Annotated in this window: 18 protein-coding genes and 1 tRNA gene; 3 read left to right on the top strand and 16 right to left on the bottom strand. The window is 61.9% G+C overall.

What is annotated here, in order from left to right:
* The first annotated feature begins 274 nt into the window (after window positions 1-274).
* Window positions 275-661 (top strand): hypothetical protein, encoded by a 387-nt coding sequence (locus A8B82_RS15265; protein ID WP_235604709.1) that lies wholly within the window; start codon window positions 275-277, stop codon window positions 659-661.
* 58 nt (window positions 662-719) lie between these two features.
* On the opposite strand, the gene A8B82_RS15260 is transcribed toward A8B82_RS15265, so the two are convergent.
* From A8B82_RS15260 to A8B82_RS24360, 8 genes are all read right to left on the bottom strand, one after another.
* Window positions 720-1,307 (bottom strand): GNAT family N-acetyltransferase, encoded by a 588-nt coding sequence (locus A8B82_RS15260; RefSeq protein ID WP_067294188.1) that lies wholly within the window; start codon window positions 1,305-1,307, stop codon window positions 720-722.
* Window position 1,308: 1 nt separating this feature from the next.
* The gene (locus tag A8B82_RS15255; protein ID WP_067294186.1) at window positions 1,309-1,701 is read right to left on the bottom strand and encodes a ketosteroid isomerase-related protein; all 393 of its coding nucleotides are present in this window, start codon (window positions 1,699-1,701) and stop codon (window positions 1,309-1,311) included.
* A gap of 9 nt (window positions 1,702-1,710) precedes the next feature.
* A complete protein-coding gene (locus A8B82_RS15250) occupies window positions 1,711-2,172 on the bottom strand; it encodes an arsenate-mycothiol transferase ArsC (RefSeq protein ID WP_067294184.1) in 462 nt (153 codons plus the stop codon).
* A gap of 3 nt (window positions 2,173-2,175) precedes the next feature.
* Window positions 2,176-2,655, bottom strand: a complete 480-nt coding sequence (locus A8B82_RS15245; protein WP_067294182.1) for a UPF0262 family protein — start codon at window positions 2,653-2,655, stop codon at window positions 2,176-2,178.
* Window positions 2,656-2,742: 87 nt separating this feature from the next.
* Window positions 2,743-4,044, bottom strand: coding sequence for a histidinol dehydrogenase (hisD, locus tag A8B82_RS15240; protein ID WP_067294179.1), 1,302 nt, complete (start codon window positions 4,042-4,044; stop codon window positions 2,743-2,745).
* A 200-nt stretch (window positions 4,045-4,244) separates the two neighbouring features.
* Window positions 4,245-4,715: a DUF2948 family protein gene (locus A8B82_RS15235; protein WP_067294178.1), complete on the bottom strand. Its 471-nt coding sequence runs from the start codon at window positions 4,713-4,715 to the stop codon at window positions 4,245-4,247.
* Complete coding sequence (gene murA, locus A8B82_RS15230) at window positions 4,712-5,983, bottom strand: UDP-N-acetylglucosamine 1-carboxyvinyltransferase (RefSeq protein WP_067294175.1); 1,272 nt, start codon at window positions 5,981-5,983, stop codon at window positions 4,712-4,714. The genes A8B82_RS15235 and murA overlap by 4 nt, the downstream gene beginning before the upstream one ends.
* A 1-nt stretch (window position 5,984) precedes the next feature.
* Entirely contained in the window at window positions 5,985-6,155 is a 171-nt protein-coding gene (locus tag A8B82_RS24360; protein ID WP_162841714.1) for a hypothetical protein, read from the bottom strand.
* 86 nt (window positions 6,156-6,241) lie between these two features.
* On the opposite strand from A8B82_RS24360, the gene A8B82_RS15225 reads away from it, so the two are divergent.
* Window positions 6,242-6,316: transfer RNA gene (locus tag A8B82_RS15225), tRNA-Thr, on the top strand.
* Between the two features lie 396 nt (window positions 6,317-6,712).
* Here the strand turns inward: A8B82_RS15225 and A8B82_RS15220 are convergent.
* A complete protein-coding gene (locus A8B82_RS15220) occupies window positions 6,713-7,126 on the bottom strand; it encodes a MerR family transcriptional regulator (protein WP_067294172.1) in 414 nt (137 codons plus the stop codon).
* A gap of 93 nt (window positions 7,127-7,219) precedes the next feature.
* A complete protein-coding gene (locus A8B82_RS15215) occupies window positions 7,220-9,679 on the bottom strand; it encodes a heavy metal translocating P-type ATPase (protein ID WP_067294169.1) in 2,460 nt (819 codons plus the stop codon).
* A gap of 210 nt (window positions 9,680-9,889) precedes the next feature.
* Here A8B82_RS15215 and A8B82_RS15210 point away from each other — a divergent pair, with 210 nt between their 5' ends.
* The gene (locus A8B82_RS15210; protein ID WP_067294166.1) at window positions 9,890-10,882 is read left to right on the top strand and encodes an aldo/keto reductase; all 993 of its coding nucleotides are present in this window, start codon (window positions 9,890-9,892) and stop codon (window positions 10,880-10,882) included.
* A 2-nt stretch (window positions 10,883-10,884) separates the two neighbouring features.
* Here A8B82_RS15210 and A8B82_RS15205 read toward each other — a convergent pair whose 3' ends face one another.
* The 6 genes from A8B82_RS15205 to A8B82_RS15180 form a co-directional block, all read right to left on the bottom strand.
* Window positions 10,885-11,067 (bottom strand): hypothetical protein, encoded by a 183-nt coding sequence (locus A8B82_RS15205; protein WP_067294163.1) that lies wholly within the window; start codon window positions 11,065-11,067, stop codon window positions 10,885-10,887.
* A 15-nt stretch (window positions 11,068-11,082) separates the two neighbouring features.
* Window positions 11,083-12,531 (bottom strand): peptidoglycan-binding domain-containing protein, encoded by a 1,449-nt coding sequence (locus A8B82_RS15200; protein ID WP_067294160.1) that lies wholly within the window; start codon window positions 12,529-12,531, stop codon window positions 11,083-11,085.
* Window positions 12,513-14,297, bottom strand: a complete 1,785-nt coding sequence (locus A8B82_RS15195) for a hypothetical protein (RefSeq protein ID WP_067294158.1) — start codon at window positions 14,295-14,297, stop codon at window positions 12,513-12,515. Before A8B82_RS15195 ends, A8B82_RS15200 begins: the two co-directional genes overlap by 19 nt.
* Window positions 14,294-16,003 carry a lipase/acyltransferase domain-containing protein gene (locus A8B82_RS15190; protein WP_067294155.1) on the bottom strand — a complete coding sequence of 570 codons (1,710 nt, stop codon included), beginning with the start codon at window positions 16,001-16,003 and terminating at the stop codon, window positions 14,294-14,296. Before A8B82_RS15190 ends, A8B82_RS15195 begins: the two co-directional genes overlap by 4 nt.
* A 207-nt stretch (window positions 16,004-16,210) precedes the next feature.
* A complete protein-coding gene (locus tag A8B82_RS15185) occupies window positions 16,211-17,359 on the bottom strand; it encodes a lytic murein transglycosylase (RefSeq protein WP_067294152.1) in 1,149 nt (382 codons plus the stop codon).
* 101 nt (window positions 17,360-17,460) lie between these two features.
* Window positions 17,461-17,901 carry a CreA family protein gene (locus A8B82_RS15180; protein WP_138069783.1) on the bottom strand — a complete coding sequence of 147 codons (441 nt, stop codon included), beginning with the start codon at window positions 17,899-17,901 and terminating at the stop codon, window positions 17,461-17,463.
* Window positions 17,902-18,120 lie beyond the last annotated feature (219 nt).

Genomic DNA, 18,120 nt, shown 5'->3' with positions numbered 1-18,120 from the left:
GGGCAAGCGTCAATTGGTCAAAACGCAGCGGTGCGGGTTCATCCTGTCTGTTCATATGCGGCTGCAACTGTCGCGCTTCCGCGCCATAGCCCTTGCCGACCGCAATTTTATCGAATTTGCCAAGCAAACCCGAAACCGACACCTGAACCGCACAGGAGTCAACGCCCGCAATCAAACGTGAATTGCCCCGCCATCCCGATTCAGGCATACTCTGCGGCAGAGCAAATCAGGGACCACCAAGGGGCAAACCCCACGGTCCGGGCAGAGGGCAGTTATGATGATGCGTATCGGTGTGGCGCTTGTCGCCGTTTTGGGGCTGGCCGCCTGTGGTGGCGGCAGCAGGTATTCCAGCAGCAATGCAACGGGCTATGGCGGCGGGTATTCAGCCGCACCAGTGGTTGTTCCCTTTGCAAGCGGGCCAATTCAGCAGGCCTGCCAGTCGGACGGACGCAAGGCAGCGTCCAGAACCCGCTGTGGCTGCGTGCAGGCGGTGGCGGACCAGTCACTTTCATCAGCAGACCAGCGCCGGGGGGCCAAGATGTTCCGCGATCCGCATCAGTTGCAGGAAATCCGCCAATCTGACAATGCCAACAATGAACGCTTCTGGAAGGCCTGGAAAGAGTTCGGCCAGAACGCGGCGGCGGTCTGCGCGCAAACCTGACAACGGGCGAAATTTTTTCGGAAAAATTTGTCCGGAGTTTTCCAAAACTCCGGCACCCTCACAGATCGCGGATCCAGAATTGCAGGCGTTTCGGCGACTGTTCGGCCTCGGCATGGTCCTTCCAGTGAAATTCGGCGATCACCCCGTCGAGCGGCCGGTATCCCCGCGCGCGCCAGAAGGCATCAAGCGGGCGGTAACCGGCGGGGCGTGCCGGGTGATCATCGGGCCGGATCACCGCGCAAAAGCAACTCTTGGCGAAGCCCTGGGCGCGGGCATGGCTCTCTCTTGCATCAAAGAACCGATGCCCGATCCCCTGCCCCCGGTAGTGGGGCAAGAGCACGCTTTCAGCGCAATAGAACACCTCTGACAGGTCAATCCCGGTCGGGGCAAAGGCGGCGGCGAAATCATCCGCGTGATCCGTCAGTGGCGTCCCGGTGCTGGCCCCCACCAGAGTTTTCCCGTCGAAGGCCCCCACAACAATGGCCCGGTCGCTGTCCCGGTAACTGTGCAGATAGCGTTCCTCATAGGCCAGGTCGCCGTCATAGAGGTAGGGCCATTCAGCAAAGACCGCGATGCGCAGCCCTGCGACATCCGGCAGCGCCTGGGCCAGCGCCGCACCGGTGAGGGGCGTGATCCGCAAGGCCATCTCAGCTGACCTGCGCGGTCCAGTCCGACAGATTGTAATAGGTGGTGATGCGGCTGATCTTGCCGTCCGTCAAGTCAAAGAACGAGCCCGCCGGCAGCCGGTAGGTCTGCCCCCGAGCCTCCGGCAGCCCCGCGTCCGTTTCAAGGTAGGTGCCGTTGACCGTGTATTCCGCCGCCCCGCGCGTGCCTTCGGGGTCAGAGAAAATCACCATGTCGGTCAGGTTCTCCTTGTAGCAGCGGCTCATATGGGCGCAGAACGCCGCGAATTTCGCTTTGCCTTCGCGCTGGTTGCCCTCGTTGACGTGATGGGCCACGTCATCGGTCAGGCAGGCCAGCATCCCGTCGGTGTCGCCCGCGTTGAAGGCGTCAAAGTAGGTATTGATGATGTCAGCCATGTGAAAATCCTAATTGTCGGGGCAAACCGGATCGCCGAAACGGTCGATCAGGCGGGTCTTGATCTGGTCACGGGCAGCGCGGAATTGCACCAGTTTGGCCTCGCGTCCCTCGCCCAGACCCGTCGGGTCCAGAATGGGCCAATATTCAACCTCAAGATGGAAGAATCGCGTCAGTTCCAGCGCGCGGCGCTGGCTTGCCGGGGACAGGGCTATCACCAGATCGAAGGAAGACAGATCGTCGCCCCATTGCTCCATCTCGTCGAAACTGCGCGAGCGGTGGCGCGACAGTTCAACACCGATTTCCGCGCAGACTGCGATGGAAAAGCCGTCAATCTCCAGGTCGTTCTTGACGCCCACGGATTGCACATAGGTGTCGGTGCCATAGAACTTCTTCATGATCCCTTCCGCCATCGGCGAACGCACCGCGTTGTGGTCGCAGCAGAACAGCACGGACTGAGGAAGCGCCGCCATCGTTCAGCCGCCGAAATGCAGGACGCAGATCAGGGTGAACAGGCGACGGGCGGTGTCGATGTCGATCTCGGCCTTGCCCTCCAGGCGTTCCTGCAACACGCGGGAGCCTTCGTTGTGGATGCCGCGACGGGCCATGTCGATGGTCTCGATCTGGCTGGGCGGCAGTTTCTTGACCGCGTCGAAATAGCTTTCGCAGATTTGAAAGTAGTCTTTGACCACTTGCCGAAACGGTCCCAGCGACAGATGAAACTCCGCCGCCTTCTCGTCCTTTTCGGTCGCCACGTCGAACACCAGGCGCTTATCGCGGATCGACAGGCCAAGGTGATAGGGCCCTTCCGGAACGGGGCGGTCGTCACGGGCCGGAATGATAAAGTGGTTGTCTTCCAGCAGGTCGAACATCGCAACCTTGCGCTCCTGCTCTATTTCGGGCGTCGGGGGCGGCAGGTTGGCATCGTCAAGGACGATATGGGAGATGCGGGACATGGATGGACCTCAGGCAGGAAAGTCGCATAGGCATAGCGCAGCGCGCAGCGCGGGGCAATCGCAACGGTGCCGCGCCGCAGCGCGCGGTTACTGGTTCAGCTTGTTCAGACGTGCCGTGACGCTCAGCCCATGTGCCTGAAGGCTTTCCGAGGCTGCGAGTGTTTCGGCAGCAGGGCCGATGGCGCGCAGGGCCTCTGGCGTCATCCGTGCCAGCGTTGTGCGTTTCATGAAGTCCAGCACCGACAGGCCGGATGAGAATCGGGCAGACCGCGCCGTCGGCAGGACGTGGTTCGGGCCGCCGACATAATCGCCAATCGCCTCCGGGGTCCACTGGCCGAGGAAGATCGCACCGGCATGGGTGATCTGCGCGCTCAAGCCATCTGGGTCTGCCACGCAAAGCTCAAGGTGCTCGGGCGCGATGCGGTTCGACAGTTCCGCCGCCGTGGCAAGGTTGGGCACCGTGATGATCGCCCCGTTGTCGCGCCAGGACACCCCTGCAATCGCACGCCGTTCCAGCGTTTCAAGGTATTTATCCACCGAGGCCGCAACCGCCTGCCCAAAATCCGCATCGGTGGTGATCAGGATGCTTTGTGCGCTTTCGTCGTGTTCGGCCTGGCTGAGCAGATCGAGAGCGATGAAATCCGGGTCGTTGTCCGCATCCGCGATCACCAGGATCTCGGAAGGGCCCGCGATCATGTCGATACCAACCTTGCCAAAGACCCGGCGTTTGGCCGCGGCGACAAATGCGTTGCCGGGGCCGGTGATCTTGTCCACCGGCGCGATGGTTTCGGTGCCATAGGCTAGCGCCGCCACAGCCTGCGCGCCGCCGATGCGGTAAATCTCCGTTACGCCGGAGAGCTGCGCGGCCAGCAACACCAGTGGGTTCAGCACGCCATCGGGTGTTGGCACCACCATGGCAAGGCGGTTGACCCCGGCGACCGCAGCCGGGATGGCGTTCATCAAGACGGAACTGGGGTAGCTTGCCAGCCCGCCCGGCACATAAAGGCCCGCCGCCGATACCGGAGTCCAGCGCCAGCCCAATGTTGCACCGGCCTCGTCCGTCCATTCCGCATCTTCCGGCAGTTGCCGCGCGTGATAGGCACGGATGCGTGCGGCTGCGGTTTCAAGGGCCGCGCGTTCGGCGGCGGGGACGTTTTCGACCGCTTGCGCAACCTCGTCCGCGCTGATGGCCATTTGATCGGCACTCAGGATGATCCGGTCGAATTTCTCCGTCAGTTCGATTACGCCAGCATCGCCCCGCGCGCGCACATCGGCAATGATACCGGCCACGGTGGCGTCCACGTCGGGGCTGTCCTCGCGCTTGGCGTTCAGCAGGGCGGTGAAGCGGGTTTCAAAGTCGGGCTGGCGTTGATCTAGAAACACGGGCATGGGCGCATCCTTTTGCTGGCCCGTGCATAGCTGCCACATCGCCAACCCTCAAGAGCGCGCGCGACGTGAGGCGTCTGCCGGGCGGGTACGCTTAGGGGTCAGGCTCTGCACCAACGTGATGGCAGTAAGGTCTGCGCATATGACGTCGGCGGATTGGTTCAGGTCATATATCGGCGTCAGCGTGTGCCGCGACGCGAACCTCAGCCGTCATGCCGGGGCAACTTGCCGGAGGGTGCCGCATAGGGCCGCGTCACATCCTTCAGCGATACTTCCAGCGCCTCGACCGTCAGCCGGATCGCCCCGTCCCCTGCCAATGTCAGATCCACATGACCCGAAGGCGCGTCAGTCTCATCGAACGCGATGCTGAGCAGCGACAGGATCGTATCGGCATCGCCCTTTGTCACACCTTGCGAGGCGACCTTTTGCACGTTGTCGAATACCAGCAGCGATTGCACACGCTCGGGCGCATGGCGTTCGTTGCCCGCGTCCTCCCACCGGACCCGGTTGAGAAGCAGCGCAAAACGGCCCCCCTTGCGGTCCCAGCGCATTTCGGACGCCGGAAAGACCGCATCCTGCGTCAGCGACGCAATGACTTTGAGATCATCCGCGTCCAGCGCGCCAATATTCAGCGGTGCCTCGCGGCCATCTTCAAACCTTGCGTCCTCAATCATGATTCCTTGATCCGTTCAATGTTGGCCCCCACGCCCGACAGCTTGGCCACCACATGTTCATAGCCCCGATCCAGATGATAGACCCGCGCCACCTTGGTTTCGCCCTCGGCGGCCATCCCAGCCAGGATCAGCGAGATCGACGCGCGCAGGTCCGTCGCCATCACCGGCGCGCCCTTGAGTTTCTGCACGCCCTTGACCGTCGCATGGCCCCCATGCACCTCGATATCGGCGCCCATGCGGATCAGTTCCGGCGCATGCATGAAACGGTTCTCGAAAATCTTCTCTTCCAGCACCGAAGTGCCTTCTGCGGTGCAGAGCAGCGCCATCATCTGGGCCTGCAGATCGGTCGGAAAACCGGGGAACGGTGCGGTCGTGACATCGACCGCGCGGATGCGACCGTTCTTGCGTGCAACTTTCAGACCCTTGTCCGTTTCAGTCACGGCAATACCTGCCGCGTCCAGCTTCTCGCAAAAGGCCTCCAGCAGGTCGATCCGCCCGCCCAGGCACTCCACCTCACCCCCGCAAAGCGCCGGTGCCAGCATATAGGTGCCCAGTTCGATCCGGTCGGTGACCACGCGGTGCGTTGCCCCATGCAAACGGTCCACACCCTGAATCTCGATCCGCGACGTGCCATCGCCGTCGATCTGCGCCCCCATCGCCCGCAGGCAGGTGGCCAGATCGACAATTTCGGGCTCGCGCGCGGCATTGTTGATGACGGTGGTCCCCTTGGCCAGCGTCGCCGCCATCATGATGTTCTCGGTCGCGCCGACGGATGCAAAGGGAAAGTCGATCACCGCCCCCTTCAGATGCCCGCCCTGCGCCTTGGCATGCAGATAGCCGTCCCGCAGCTCGATGTCCGCACCCATCTTTGCCAACCCATCGGTATGGATATCCATCGGGCGCGCACCGATGGCACAACCGCCGGGCAGGGACACTTCCGCATGTCCTTCGCGCGCCAGCAGCGGTCCCAGCACAAGGTTGGACGCCCGCATCTTGCGCACGATATCGTAATCCGCACGGGTGTTGATCGCGCCATGCGAGGACAGTGCAAGCACCAGACCATCCTGCAGCGATGTCGCCTCTGCCCCCAATGACCCCAGCAACTGTGTCATCGTGCGGATATCGCTGAGGCGCGGCGCATTGGTCAGCGTCAGCGGCTCCTCGGACAACAGCGTTGCGGGCATCAGGGCAAGGCAGGCATTCTTGGCCCCCGCGATCGGAATTTGCCCCTGCAGCGCGCCGCCGCCCTTGACCAGAATAGAATCCATCTTAACTGCTTTCCTCGTTAGCGCCTTTGCGGCTTTCTGTTGTGTCCTGTGCCGCCCGCGCGCGCATCTGCGCCTTGCGACGCGCCATGTTCGCCTTCAGCGCAGCCTTGAGCCGATCCTCGCGCGGAGATGCTTTCTTGCCGGGTGTTTTGGGGTCCTGCCGCTCTGCCATGCAGCGTGTCTATCGCAGCGACCCGGAGCCGTCCAGATTAGGGTTGCACGATTGTCGGTTTGCGTCTAATCACCCCGCTCATCGGCGCTGCTGTAGCTCAGAGGTAGAGCACTCCCTTGGTAAGGGAGAGGTCGAGAGTTCAATTCTCTCCAGCAGCACCATAAAATACGCCCAAAAAGAACGGCCAAGACCCTGAAGAGACATGCTTTTCAAGTGTTCTCGGCGCCCTGTTTCGAGGGTACGTGGATCCGCCCGAGAACCCAATCTCAGGACGATTCCGTGTACGTTTGCATCACCGCTTTCCCAAATTTTACAAGGACTTGAGAGAAACCTGAGGGAGAGTCTCAGAAATTCCTCATACCACTTGGTCTCGACGCCTATTCTGCAAGGGTTGCGACCATTGGCATCTTCGTTTTCTCCAGTTCAGTGAGCTTCTTTTCAGGGGCTCCAAGGATCGCATCATTGCCTGCCTGCATGTTACGCGTGAGCAATGCGTCGATTTCCCTCCCGGCCTCTGCGAACTGTCGCCTGGCTGGTCGAATGGCCCGATTGCCGGCTCAACCCGACGTGCGGGGCACAAGGCCCGTTCTTCCGTTCAATCCATTCAGGATCGCGCACTGCGGGTCGTCATCGCCGTGGCACTGGCCAATCAGTGTTTCCAACTGCCCTTCCAGCGCCTTCAACTGGTCGATCTTCGACCGCACGGTATCAAGGTTGCGCAGCGCCAGCGCTTTTACATCACGGCTGGCCCGCTCGGGGTCGGCGTTGAGGTCCAGAAGCCTGCGGCATTCCTCCAGCCCGAATCCCAGATGCCGGGCCTGGGCCAGCATCCGCAACTGCGTGATCTGCTGGTCGCCAAAATCCCGATAGCCGTTTTCGGCCCGTTCCGGGTCCACAAGGCCAATCTCCTCGTAGTAGCGGATCGTCTTGACGGTCAGGCCCGTCTCGGTCGCGGCATGTCCGATGTTCATGGGCAGGCTCCTTTCCCCCTGATACAGGGTCCATCTGCGTTGGCCTCATTCCGGAGGCATCTTCTGCCAGCAACATAAGACCCCTTCCGCCTTTCACAACTTCTGCGCCCTGAGCCGCAGCGCGTTGCCGATCACCGACACGGATGACAGGCTCATCGCGGCCGCCGCAACCATGGGCGACAACAGCACCCCCAGGAAGGGATATAATATGCCTGCGGCAATCGGCACCCCCGCAGTGTTGTAGACAAAGGCAAAGAACAGATTCTGGCGGATGTTGCGCATCGTTGCCTCGGCCAGTTTCCGCGCGCGGATGATGCCGGTCAGGTCGCCCTTCACCAACGTGATGCCAGCACTTTCCACCGCGACATCGGCACCGGTGCCCATGGCGATGCCCACATCCGCCTCTGCCAATGCGGGGGCGTCGTTCACCCCGTCCCCGGCCATGGCAACCGACAGGCCCTCGCCCTTCAGGCTCCTGACCAGCGCACCCTTCTCTTCCGGGCTGACGCCGGCATGAACCTCGTCGATGCCCAGTTCCCTTGCAACAGCCTGCGCGGTGGCTTCGGCGTCCCCCGTGGCCATCACGATGCGCAGGCCCAGGTCGTGCAGCGCACGGATCGCCTTGGGCGTCGTCTCCTTGATCCGGTCGGCGACGGCAACAAGCCCCGCCACCTGCCCGTCCACGGCGACAAACATGGCGGTCTTGCCCTCGGACTGAAGCGCCTTTGCACGGTCGGCAAGATCACCGGTCTGCACCGACAGGTCCGCCATCAGCGCCGCATTGCCAAGCGCGACTTTGCGGCCCTCCACGGTCCCGGTGACGCCCTTGCCCGTTACCGCCTCGAAATCATGGCAGTCCTTTCGGGAAGCACCGTGCTCTTTCGCACCGGCGACAAGCGCCTCGGCCAGCGGGTGTTCGGATCCCCGCTCGAGCGCCGCGACCAGGGTCATCAGCTCAGCCTCTTCGATCCCCTGCGGCACCACGTCTGTCAGGCTCGGCCTGCCTTCCGTCAGCGTGCCGGTCTTGTCGACAATCAGCACGTCAACCTTGGCAAAGCGTTCCAACGCCTCTGCGTCGCGGATCAGAACCCCGGCATGCGCACCGCGCCCCGAAGCGACCATGATCGACATCGGCGTCGCAAGTCCAAGCGCACAGGGGCAGGCAATAATCAGGACAGAGACCGCCGCCACAAAGGCATAGGACAGCGCGGGCGCAGGCCCGAAGACCCACCATAGTGCAAAGGCCAGCAAGGCACAGGCGACCACCGCGGGCACGAAATAGCCCGCTACCCTGTCCGCCACGGCCTGAATCGGCGCGCGGGAGCGTTGCGCACTGGCCACCATCTGCACGATCCGGTTCAGGGTGGTGTCATCGCCGACATTCTGCGCTTCCATCAGGAACGATCCCGTCTTGTTCAGCGTCCCTCCGGTGACCGCTTCACCCGCGACTTTCTCGACCGGCACAGGTTCCCCGGTGATCATGCTTTCATCCACCGACGACCGCCCCTCTGTCACGACGCCATCGACGGGCACGCTTTCGCCCGGCCGCACCCGAAGGATATCGCCGCTGTGCAAGGCGTCCAGCGGCACGTCCTCTTCCGCGTCACCCGATACACGCCGCGCCGTCTTGGGCGCGAGGTCCATCAGCGCGCGGATCGCGTCACCTGTGCGTTCGCGAGCCGCCAGCTCCATCACCTGCCCGACCAGCACAAGCACAAGGATCACCGCCGTTGCCTCGAAATAGACGGGCGTCATGCCCATGCCGTCCTGCATCTGCGCAGGCAGGATACCGGGGACAAGCAGCGACACGATGGAAAACAGATAGGCCGCCCCGGTGCCTAGCCCGATCAGCGTCCACATGTTGGGGCTGCGGTTCAGGGCGGAATTCCACGCGCGTCTAAAGAAAATGCGGCAAAACCACACCACAGGCGTCGCTAGGGCAAACTGAAGCCAGCCAAAGGCCCGATGTCCGATCCAGTCGGCAAAGGGAATGCCGACATGCGAGCCCATTTCCAGCAGGAAGACCGCCAGCGCCAGCGGCGCGGTGATCCAGAGCCGCCGTTTGAAATCGACGTATTCCGGGTGTGGCCCACTGTCGAGGCTGGGTGTCATCGGCTCCAGTGCCATGCCGCAGATCGGGCAGTCGCCGGGATGGTCCTGTACGATTTCGGGGTCCATCGGGCATGTGTACATCGTGCCTTCCGGGGCGGGTTCCGGGTCTGGCCGGTCTCCAAGGTAGTGTTCCGGTGCGCCCTCGAACTTTGTCTGGCACCCGGCAGAGCAGAAATAGAACCGCTCGCCCGCGTGCTTGGCCATATGTGCGGCGCTGGCGCGGTCCACCGTCATGCCGCAGACCGGGTCGGTTGCGGTGCGATAGGCCTCTGGGTCGGCCTCGAACTTCTTCATGCAACCGGCAGCGCAGAAATGATAGGTCCGGCCATCATGCTCTGCCGTCGGTTTGCCCGTATCCGGATCAACCGTCATCCCGCAAACGGGATCGCGGATGATGTCTTTGGCAGATTGCCCGTCTTGGTTTGCCCGCATGTCGGCCATGGCTGAAACTTTCCTCGCTCTGAAGTGGTAACTGCGATGTAGGGCCTCCAGTCACTGGAGGGTCAAGGGGTCCTTCGGCGACACTTGGCAGATTTTCGACCTATCTGCTTGCGGACATCCGGATTGGCCGTTTTTCTGAAAGCGACAGAAACATCCAGCAACTGATGCTCTGGCCTGCCCCGGCAGATCAGACACTCAAAGGAACAGCATATGAAAACCGTCCGCCTTGGCCCCGATGGCCCAAATGTTTCACAATTCGGCATTGGTGCGATGTCCTTTGCCGGTATTTATGGCGATGCAAGCGTCGAAGACAGCCACGCGGTCCTGAATGCCTGCCGCGCGGCAGGTGTCAGCCACATCGACACATCGAATGTCTATGGCAACGGACGGTCAGAGCAGATCGTCGGAGAGTGGTTTGCCAGGACACCCGGCGCGCGGCAGGACATGGTTCTGGCGACCAAGGCAGGCATCACCCGTGATCCGGACCGGCGGTTCAACAACGATCCCGACCACCTGGAGGCATCACTGGACGAAAGCCTGCAACGGCTGGGGGTCGATCATGTCGATCTGTTCTATGTCCACCGCTACGACCGCAGTCACAGCCCCGAAGAGGTGGCCGGCACGCTGAAACACCTGATGGACAAGGGCAAAACGCGCGCCGTCGGCTTTTCCGAGATCGCACCGTCCACCCTGCGCCGGGCCTTTTCCGAATGCCCCATTGCGGCGGTCCAATCGGAATATTCCCTGTCCACCCGTGCGCCGGAACTGGGGCTGGTGCAGACCTGTCGCGCACTTGGCACCACGCTGGTCGCGTTTTCGCCGGTCGGGCGCGCCATTCTGACCGACACGCCCTTCAGCTATGCCAAGGCACAATCGCTGGCCTTCACCAAGGGCAATCCGCGCTTCATGCAGCCTAACTACGACGCGAATATCGCCGCCACAGATCACTTTCGTGCGCTTGCGGCAGATATGGGGGAACCCGCCGCCGCCCTTGCGATTGCATGGCTGATCGCACAGGGCGACCGGATCTTGCCGATTCCGGGAACAAAGGACCTGTCCCACCTGGAAGAGCTGATCCGGGGCACTGAAATCGACCTCTCAGCCGAGGATCTGGCGCGCATCGAGACCGTGCTGCCGGTCGGCTGGGCGCATGGGGACCGCTATAACGCGGCCCAGTGGGAAGGGCCTGAAAGGTACTGCTGAACTCAGCAGCCGCAGCCCGCCGGTTTGCTGCCGGAATCAAGCGACCCTGAGCAGCATTGCTGGCCATTGGTTAGCGAACAGCAATAGACCGTACTGCCCTGCACCGTCTGGGCCGTGTCGCATTTCGGCAGGGCATCCGCCTGGGGCGTGGACAGAACGGCAAGCAGGGAAAGGACTTTGGACATTGTGTTTTCCTTTGTTCAGTCGTTGACCAACCGAGCGGGTTTTTCCTTCAGCAGGTATTTCGGGAACGAGCTGACAATGCTCTGATAAAGCATCTGCGCTTGCCCGTCAGCTTCGTTCGAACCCGGCGATGTCCGGCCCTTTCCCGACAGGAAATCCCCGACAGCCGCCGTTGTCTGCGGCCCCAGGATACCATCCGGAAAACCTGCCGACAAATCCTGTGTGTTCAATTGTTCCTGCAGGGCCTTGATGGATGGAAAACTGGCGGGCACCTGCAACCAATCCGACAGGGCAGCCGGATTTTCGATCACGGTAATACGCCAATCCCCGCCAAAGGGCGCGCGGCCCGTGACGATGGCAGCGGCGGCACCGTCACTGCTCATCTCAAGCCGCTGGACAGGTGCGCCGGTGGCAATGCGGCCACGATAGTTCAATCCGGTGCCGTCGAACTCGAACCGCAGCACGACGCTGGCAGAGGTGCTGCTGACATGTACCTCACGGCCCTCTGCGTCGGTGGCAAGGTCGGTCAGCACGGCTTCCTGGGCGTCCGAGGGCATGAATTTGCTCAATTCAAGCTCAAGCGCGCCAAGGCGGGACAGGAAATGTGTTTCGCCGAAGGGTTCGATGCGAAACAGCGACAACCTGTTGCTGTTCGGGTTCAGCACCATGATCGCCTTGCTGGCACCTTCGATGGAAAACGGCGTATCGCCCAGATCAATCACCGCATGGCGCACCGCGTCAAAGGTCGGCTGGCGCTTTTGACCCTTTTCCATCTGTTCCACCATGAAACATTCGCCAGATGCGCCGCGCTCGCCCCCCAGGTCGAGCTTGCCGAACTCCAGCGTGGCCTGCCCGGCTGTCGATGCGAGGTAGTGGTCAACGCCATCTATGGCAAAGATCGAGAGCTGTGAAACGCCGCCGCAACGGAACTTGAGCTGCGGATAATTGCGCGCGCCGCCGCTCTGCAGGTCTTCGCGGCGCGGAAAGGGGCTGGCGGTAAAGCTGCTGGCACTGGCCAGGATCGCATTGCCGCCGCTGTCGAAGGCGATGGAGGAATATTGCGAAATCCCCAGGTTCGAATTGGCCTCGACCGCTTCGAACGCCGTGCCGCTGGCCCCGTCCCGGCCAAATGCCACCGCCTTGCTGCCCGCCTGATTGAAAGAGCCGCGCGCGCTGCCCAGGCCAACTGAATACAGTTTGCGATCTGGCCCCAGCACCATCTCATTCGCCAGAATCTGCGTATTCTGGTGGTGGACAAGGTTGAGCGGATCAAGCTCCCATTGCAACAGATGCCCTTCTACCGCAACGAACAATTCGCGCCCGCCGGGCGCAAACTCAAGGCTTTGGACAAAGGGCAGATCAAAGATCGTATCGAACCGCAGCCGCGCCTCTGACTGGGCATGTGCGGCACCAGCCAGCGTCGTCAGCAGCGCAAGGCACAGGGCGATCAGATATCGTTGGAACATTCGGTTTCCTTCGGCAGGTTTTCCACACCATCCGCGACAGCCTGGGTCAGGCTGGGACCATCCTTAAAGATTTTGCAGGGCATTGCCGAGCCTTCATTCGCACTCTCGGCGTCGCGCAGCAGATCAATCAGGGCACGGGTGTGAATCTTGTACCTTGCTGCCCCCTCTGCACTGCCGGGGACAAGTTCGAACACCTGAAAATAATAGAGACCGTCCCAGTCACTGCCCGGATAGCGGCGCTGAGCATCCCTGATCAAATCCAGCAAGGCACCCTGATTACGGCTCCACTGGAAGCTGCCTGTCGTCACGGAATCTGACGCGGGGTTGCCCGCGTTCTGGCCCGAATGTATCGCGGGATAGCAATTATCGGGCGCGTTGCTGCCCGCCTCGAACGGCCAGTTGAGCAGGTTCTGGCTTGGTTCGAACGGCCCTTCGAATGGGACATAGAAGTTGCGGTTTGTCGGGTCCTGATCGTTTGGCGTGCCGGGGGGGACGTCAAATGCGATCGGGGTGAAGCAGAACACCAGTTCCTCGGCATAGGGCGGGCCCGAAAGCGCGCGGTCATAGGACAGGCTGATCGCGACGTCATTTTTCGAACTGACCGAACCTGACAGGGTCCATTCCGGGTTCCCCAATTCACTGGAGATGCGGGTGACGGTAGGGCGCAGCGGCGGCAGGATGGTCAGCGTTTCGAACAGGTTCTTACCGGTTTCATGCAGCAACTCATTGGCTGCCAGCATCTCAAGGCCAACGGTTTCGGGCAGCCCGAGTTCACTGGTGCCTGCACGCTCAGCCTCGCTTGCCAGCCGGATCTGGTTGCGCATCAGCGTATTGACCTGGGTCATCAACAACTCGTTGCGCTTGCGCAGCGATGCGAATTCTTCCGCCAGCGCGTCCTTTTGCGCGCGCAGTTCTGTCATCGCGTCCTGCGCGGCGGTCAGGTCCGTTTGCAGATCGTCGATGCGGCGCAGGCGAATGCGATCGCTGCATGGGATATCCAGGTATTCCTGCGCGCCAATCTGCAACGGGATCAGGTCGAGAAACGATTTCACCAGGGTCACATGGACCTCGTCGCGCACGTCGCTGCCGCTGTCGGGGTTGATCGCAGAGACCAACCCGATCACCCGGTTGTCAGGGCCAAGCACCGGCGACCCGCTGTCGCCCTCGATGATCGTGCCTTTTGGCCCCGTCATCACGACCACGCTGCCCGCGTCGCCCAGATTGGACCGGCCATAAGCCTTCAGCGTGATCGGCACCTGTTTCGGCTGGAACACGTTGCCGTCGTTGAATTTCAACACCCGATAGCTGGCACTCGCCGTGATGTCGCAGGCGCTCAGGTCAAACGGGGTTGCCATCAGGTCGGGAAAACCGATGCGCGCCGCGTCGATGCTCTCGAAAGGTGAGGTCGTCACGATGCCTTGCGGATACTTCTCTGCGGGCATGCCCTGGAATGTCCTGGTCGCTCCGACCTCTACCGTCACATCCCGGCGCGGGATGAAAACCTTGTCGGAAGAGGACATGTTCTTGTAATTCAGCGCCTTGCCGGTGACGTGATCAGCGGTGATCAAAATGCCCGGTGCCACGGCCCAGGCGGTGCCCTTGACCGGTTGCAGCGCGGTGCCGTCAGCACCCAGCCCGGTCACCACCACGCGGAAAAGCTGCTTGGTTTGCAGGAATTCCGGCCAGTCCTGCGCCGCAGCAGGTCCGCCCCACAGCGCAACCAGCAGTGCCGCAGATTGCAGGACCCGTGACAATCGCCGCTTCATGATTCATCCTCCAGCACATGCAACAGTTCCTGCGCGATGCTTCGGTCGGCAATCCGCGCAGTCACCAGATAGACCCCTTCGCCCGGCGCGGGCAGGCTGGCGGTAAAGACAGCCAACCCTCCGGCGGCAAAGGAAAGACCCTCGTTCAACCCAACCGACTGCTGCCAGACCGGCGCGTCTGTACTGTAAGACGTCAGGATCAATTCGATCCGAGCGGTTGCCAGATCATCGCCATCAAAGTTCTGAGAGGAATCGGCGGTCAGGTCCAGCCTGAGGTCAACCGTCTGCCCCACGCCTGCGATCTGCGGCAGTGCCCTCAGAACCAGCGATTCCACATCGCCCCCGCCAACGAAAATCCGTTCCGAATTCACCATCTGCGGGACGGTCTGAACCGGGTCGATCAGAATGTTGTAAACGTATCGGTGCACCTCGTCGCTGCCGACGATGAAAGGATGTTTCGACCGCAGGACAAAAGACTGATTGCCATCCGCCAGGGCGCTGCCTTCGTATACCGTGCCGTCGCCGCGCGCGCTGGTCCGATAGGTGATACCCACCCCGTCTCCTTCGGCCCCGCGCGCGACATACATCGTTTCGCGGGTGCCATCGACCAGCCTGCCCACCATGACGTGATTGGCGGTCACCGTATCGGGCAACCCTTGCGCAAAGACCTGGTCCAGCAGCGCCCTGTTCTGCAATCCGATCAGCAGCAATGCGCGCCGGGAGGCGCAATGGGCATAGGGACAGGGATCGACCTCGAACCCCAGCACCAGTTTGGACCAATAGGTTTCGTCCAGCGCTGCCACAACAGAGTTCTGGGGCCTGCCCGCCTCGCCCATGGCGCAGCAGTTTTCGTAGGACGGGATCAACTCGTAGGGGCCGACCATGGACAGAAGGATGTTCTGAATGTCCCGCTTGCCACCGATCAGGATCTGGCTCAGCCGCCCCCAGCCATCGACCAGCGTGCTGGCCACGTTGACAGAGCCCTGATGCGGCGTCGCGATCTCGACAAATGTGTGCAGGCGCGATGCCTCGGAAAAGCGGTTGTCTGCCCCGATGCCGCGCCATCCGCCGTCGCCCAGCGTGCCATAGGCGGCGTGGCAGGTGGCCGCCCGCGCCGCTGCGGGCAGGTCGGTCTCCATCACCGGGTCGGTGCAGAAATCCTGCGGGCGCAGATCGGATAGAAACGCCCGCGACAGCAAGCCCCCCATCGAATGGGCAACAATATCAAACTGCTCTCCCGCCGGGACATGGGCCTTTACGAATTCGTTCAGCAGGACCGCATTGGCGAAATTCGACCGCCGCCAGTCATAGGCAAAGACAAACAGATCCGTACCCTCGGTATAATTGCCCAGGATCTGCCGCTGCGCCGCGCTGTCAAAGATCGACCGCTTGCCAACCAGAAAGTCGATCAGCCCGGCATAAAGACCAATGTTCACCGTGCCAAACACCAGCGGCACCTCCCGCAAGGCATCGGTCGGCTTCAACGCCACCGGATCGCCGTTCTCCGGCAGCAGATCAAGCTGGCGAAAGTTGGAAGACTTGAGCGAACTCACGCGCCCCCAGATCACCTCATCCGATTGGTTCGACAATTCGGACCCGACGATACCCGGAATGACGATGAGCTTGCGATCAACCTGCGCCTGCGCGGGCAGCGCGCCGATCGACAGGACAAGCATCAGAACAAATTTGAGTGCCCAATGTGGCATAATAGAACCCCGGCTGCGTAAAATAAGAAAAGAAAAACATGACAATATTCTACCCATGGTAGCGCCCATGGGCGATTCGGGGCAAGGCTGCTGAAATTGCTGCCAAAGTTCTCCCGCCATTACGCGCAGGCACCATGAGAAACGGGGCAGGCAACTTTGTCACCTGCCCCGCAATTGGGTCATCGGAAGTGCCCGGACCGTCCGGTGTCAGAGCGTCTGCAACAGGTCCACCGATGGATCGCCAGTCGCCGCGCGGCCGATGCTGGATTGATAGGCCGCAATCGCCTTGCGGCTGTTGGGGCCGATCACGCCATCCGCGCCGTCGGTGTCAAACCCCTTGGCGGTCAGTCGTTGCTGCAACTGGATGCGCTGGTCCTTGGTCAGGCCGAACTTGTCAGGGGGGAAACTCCCCCGGATCGGCCCGCCACCCGCGATGCGGTCCGCCAGATGGCCAACGCCGATCGCATAGCTGTCAGAGTTGTTGTAGCGCTTGATCACGTTGAAATTGGACGTGACGTTGAAGGTCGGCCCGCCCGGCTGGGGCTGAAGCGCGCGGCCCGCCGGTGCGCCATTGCCAACCTCGCCGCCCCATCGGGTGCCGCGTGTCCAGCCATTTCGCTGCAGGTAGGCCGCGGTAGAGGCCAGCGAATCCGTCGGATCGTCAGACCAGATATCGCGCCGCCCGTCGCCGGTGAAATCGACGGCAAAGGCCTCGTATGAGGTCGGGATGAACTGGGTATGCCCCATCGCCCCCGCCCAGGAGCCAGTCATGTTCTGGGCCGAGGTGTCGCCATTCTGGATGATCTTCAGCGCCGCCAGAAGCTGCTTTTCAAAGAACGCGCCGCGCCGCCCGTCGAATGCCAGTGTCGAGGTGGAGGAGATCACCGGCACATTGCCGCGCCGCTCGCCGTAAAAGCTCTCCAGCCCCCAGACGGCCGTGACAATCTCGGGTGCCACGCCATAACGGCTTTCGATGGCGGCAAGGGTGCTGCGGTGCCGGGAAAAGGCCGCGCGCCCCTTGCTGACCCGCTCGTCCGAGGCGGCAATGGCGAGGTAATCCTCCAGTGTGCGGGAAAATTCTGTCTGGTTGCGGTCGCGCGTGACCACGCCGGGGAGATAGCCCGCGCCGCGAAAGCCAGCGCTCAGGGTTGCGGGTGAAATGCCCTGCCCGGCGGCCCTGCTGCGAAATGCCGTGACCCAGGCGTCATATGCGCCATTGGACACCGGGCGCAGGTCGTCGGGCAGACCGCCCGCGCCGCTGCTGGCCACAGGGCCCAGCGCGCCACCGCCTGTCGTACAGGCTGTCAGGCCCAAGGCCCCCAGCCCAAAGGTGAATGTTCTGCGTGTCGATACCATTTTACTGCCCCGTTTCTCGGATTTTTGCCGATGGTAACCCAAGAAAAACCCCGCGCAAAGCGAGGTTCTATCGCATGTGCGGCTTTACGCTGTTCTGTCGATCAATCGACCCCGGCCCCGAACAGGGGCACGGTGGACATCGACATCTTGGCTGACCCGTTCTGCACATCTCGGGCGTGGCTGATATAGACCAGCGTCTGGTTCGCCTCGTCAAAGATACGCTTGACCCGCAGTGTCTTGAAGATGATGGAACGCCGTTCGCTGAACACGTCCTCCCCCTCGTCGCCCCGGTCGATGTCACCGACCTCGATTGGCCCGGTCTGACGGCAGGAGATGGAGGAATTGGAGGGGTCCTCGAACCAGTTGCCCTTTTGCAGACGGTCGATCAGCCCCCGCTCAAAATAGGCAAGATGGCAGGTCACGCCCTTCACCTTGGGGTCCGCGACCGCTTCGACCACGATGTCATTGCCAAGCCAGTCAACATCCACGTTTCCCACCACCTCTGCCGACAAGGGCCCGGTCAGACCAAGCGACAGCAGCATGGCGGCGGCAGGAGAAATGTATTTCAGCTTCATGCAGTTGAACGCATCATGACGATTAAGGTTCCGCCGGAACCTACCCAAAAGAATCCGCACGCGCGATCTGCGCCTGCGGCACAGAATGGCTATGTATCGCCTTGCCACCTTCGAATTGCCGCCATTCGTGGATCGCGCAGTTTTCTTGCAAGGTTAGCCCCCGATCAGCGGGCGGGCGGGAACGTG

The sequence above is a fragment of the Sulfitobacter sp. EhC04 genome (assembly GCF_001650875.1).
Classification (GTDB): domain Bacteria; phylum Pseudomonadota; class Alphaproteobacteria; order Rhodobacterales; family Rhodobacteraceae; genus Sulfitobacter.
Note: the sequence above shows the minus strand (reverse complement) of the source record. Positions and strands in the feature narration are given on the sequence as shown.

What these genes read in the sequence shown, in the direction of transcription:
- A8B82_RS15265 (WP_235604709.1), top strand. Translation starts at nt 275, where the DNA reads ATGATGATGCGTATCGGTGTGGCGCTTGTCGCCGTTTTGGGGCTGGCC.
- A8B82_RS15260 (WP_067294188.1), bottom strand. Translation starts at nt 1,307, where the DNA reads ATGGCCTTGCGGATCACGCCCCTCACCGGTGCGGCGCTGGCCCAGGCG.
- A8B82_RS15255 (WP_067294186.1), bottom strand. Translation starts at nt 1,701, where the DNA reads ATGGCTGACATCATCAATACCTACTTTGACGCCTTCAACGCGGGCGAC.
- A8B82_RS15250 (WP_067294184.1), bottom strand. Translation starts at nt 2,172, where the DNA reads ATGGCGGCGCTTCCTCAGTCCGTGCTGTTCTGCTGCGACCACAACGCG.
- A8B82_RS15245 (WP_067294182.1), bottom strand. Translation starts at nt 2,655, where the DNA reads ATGTCCCGCATCTCCCATATCGTCCTTGACGATGCCAACCTGCCGCCC.
- hisD (WP_067294179.1), bottom strand. Translation starts at nt 4,044, where the DNA reads ATGCCCGTGTTTCTAGATCAACGCCAGCCCGACTTTGAAACCCGCTTC.
- A8B82_RS15235 (WP_067294178.1), bottom strand. Translation starts at nt 4,715, where the DNA reads ATGATTGAGGACGCAAGGTTTGAAGATGGCCGCGAGGCACCGCTGAAT.
- murA (WP_067294175.1), bottom strand. Translation starts at nt 5,983, where the DNA reads ATGGATTCTATTCTGGTCAAGGGCGGCGGCGCGCTGCAGGGGCAAATT.
- A8B82_RS24360 (WP_162841714.1), bottom strand. Translation starts at nt 6,155, where the DNA reads ATGGCAGAGCGGCAGGACCCCAAAACACCCGGCAAGAAAGCATCTCCG.
- A8B82_RS15220 (WP_067294172.1), bottom strand. Translation starts at nt 7,126, where the DNA reads ATGAACATCGGACATGCCGCGACCGAGACGGGCCTGACCGTCAAGACG.
- A8B82_RS15215 (WP_067294169.1), bottom strand. Translation starts at nt 9,679, where the DNA reads ATGGCCGACATGCGGGCAAACCAAGACGGGCAATCTGCCAAAGACATC.
- A8B82_RS15210 (WP_067294166.1), top strand. Translation starts at nt 9,890, where the DNA reads ATGAAAACCGTCCGCCTTGGCCCCGATGGCCCAAATGTTTCACAATTC.
- A8B82_RS15205 (WP_067294163.1), bottom strand. Translation starts at nt 11,067, where the DNA reads ATGTCCAAAGTCCTTTCCCTGCTTGCCGTTCTGTCCACGCCCCAGGCG.
- A8B82_RS15200 (WP_067294160.1), bottom strand. Translation starts at nt 12,531, where the DNA reads ATGTTCCAACGATATCTGATCGCCCTGTGCCTTGCGCTGCTGACGACG.
- A8B82_RS15195 (WP_067294158.1), bottom strand. Translation starts at nt 14,297, where the DNA reads ATGAAGCGGCGATTGTCACGGGTCCTGCAATCTGCGGCACTGCTGGTT.
- A8B82_RS15190 (WP_067294155.1), bottom strand. Translation starts at nt 16,003, where the DNA reads ATGCCACATTGGGCACTCAAATTTGTTCTGATGCTTGTCCTGTCGATC.
- A8B82_RS15185 (WP_067294152.1), bottom strand. Translation starts at nt 17,359, where the DNA reads ATGGTATCGACACGCAGAACATTCACCTTTGGGCTGGGGGCCTTGGGC.
- A8B82_RS15180 (WP_138069783.1), bottom strand. Translation starts at nt 17,901, where the DNA reads ATGCTGCTGTCGCTTGGTCTGACCGGGCCCTTGTCGGCAGAGGTGGTG.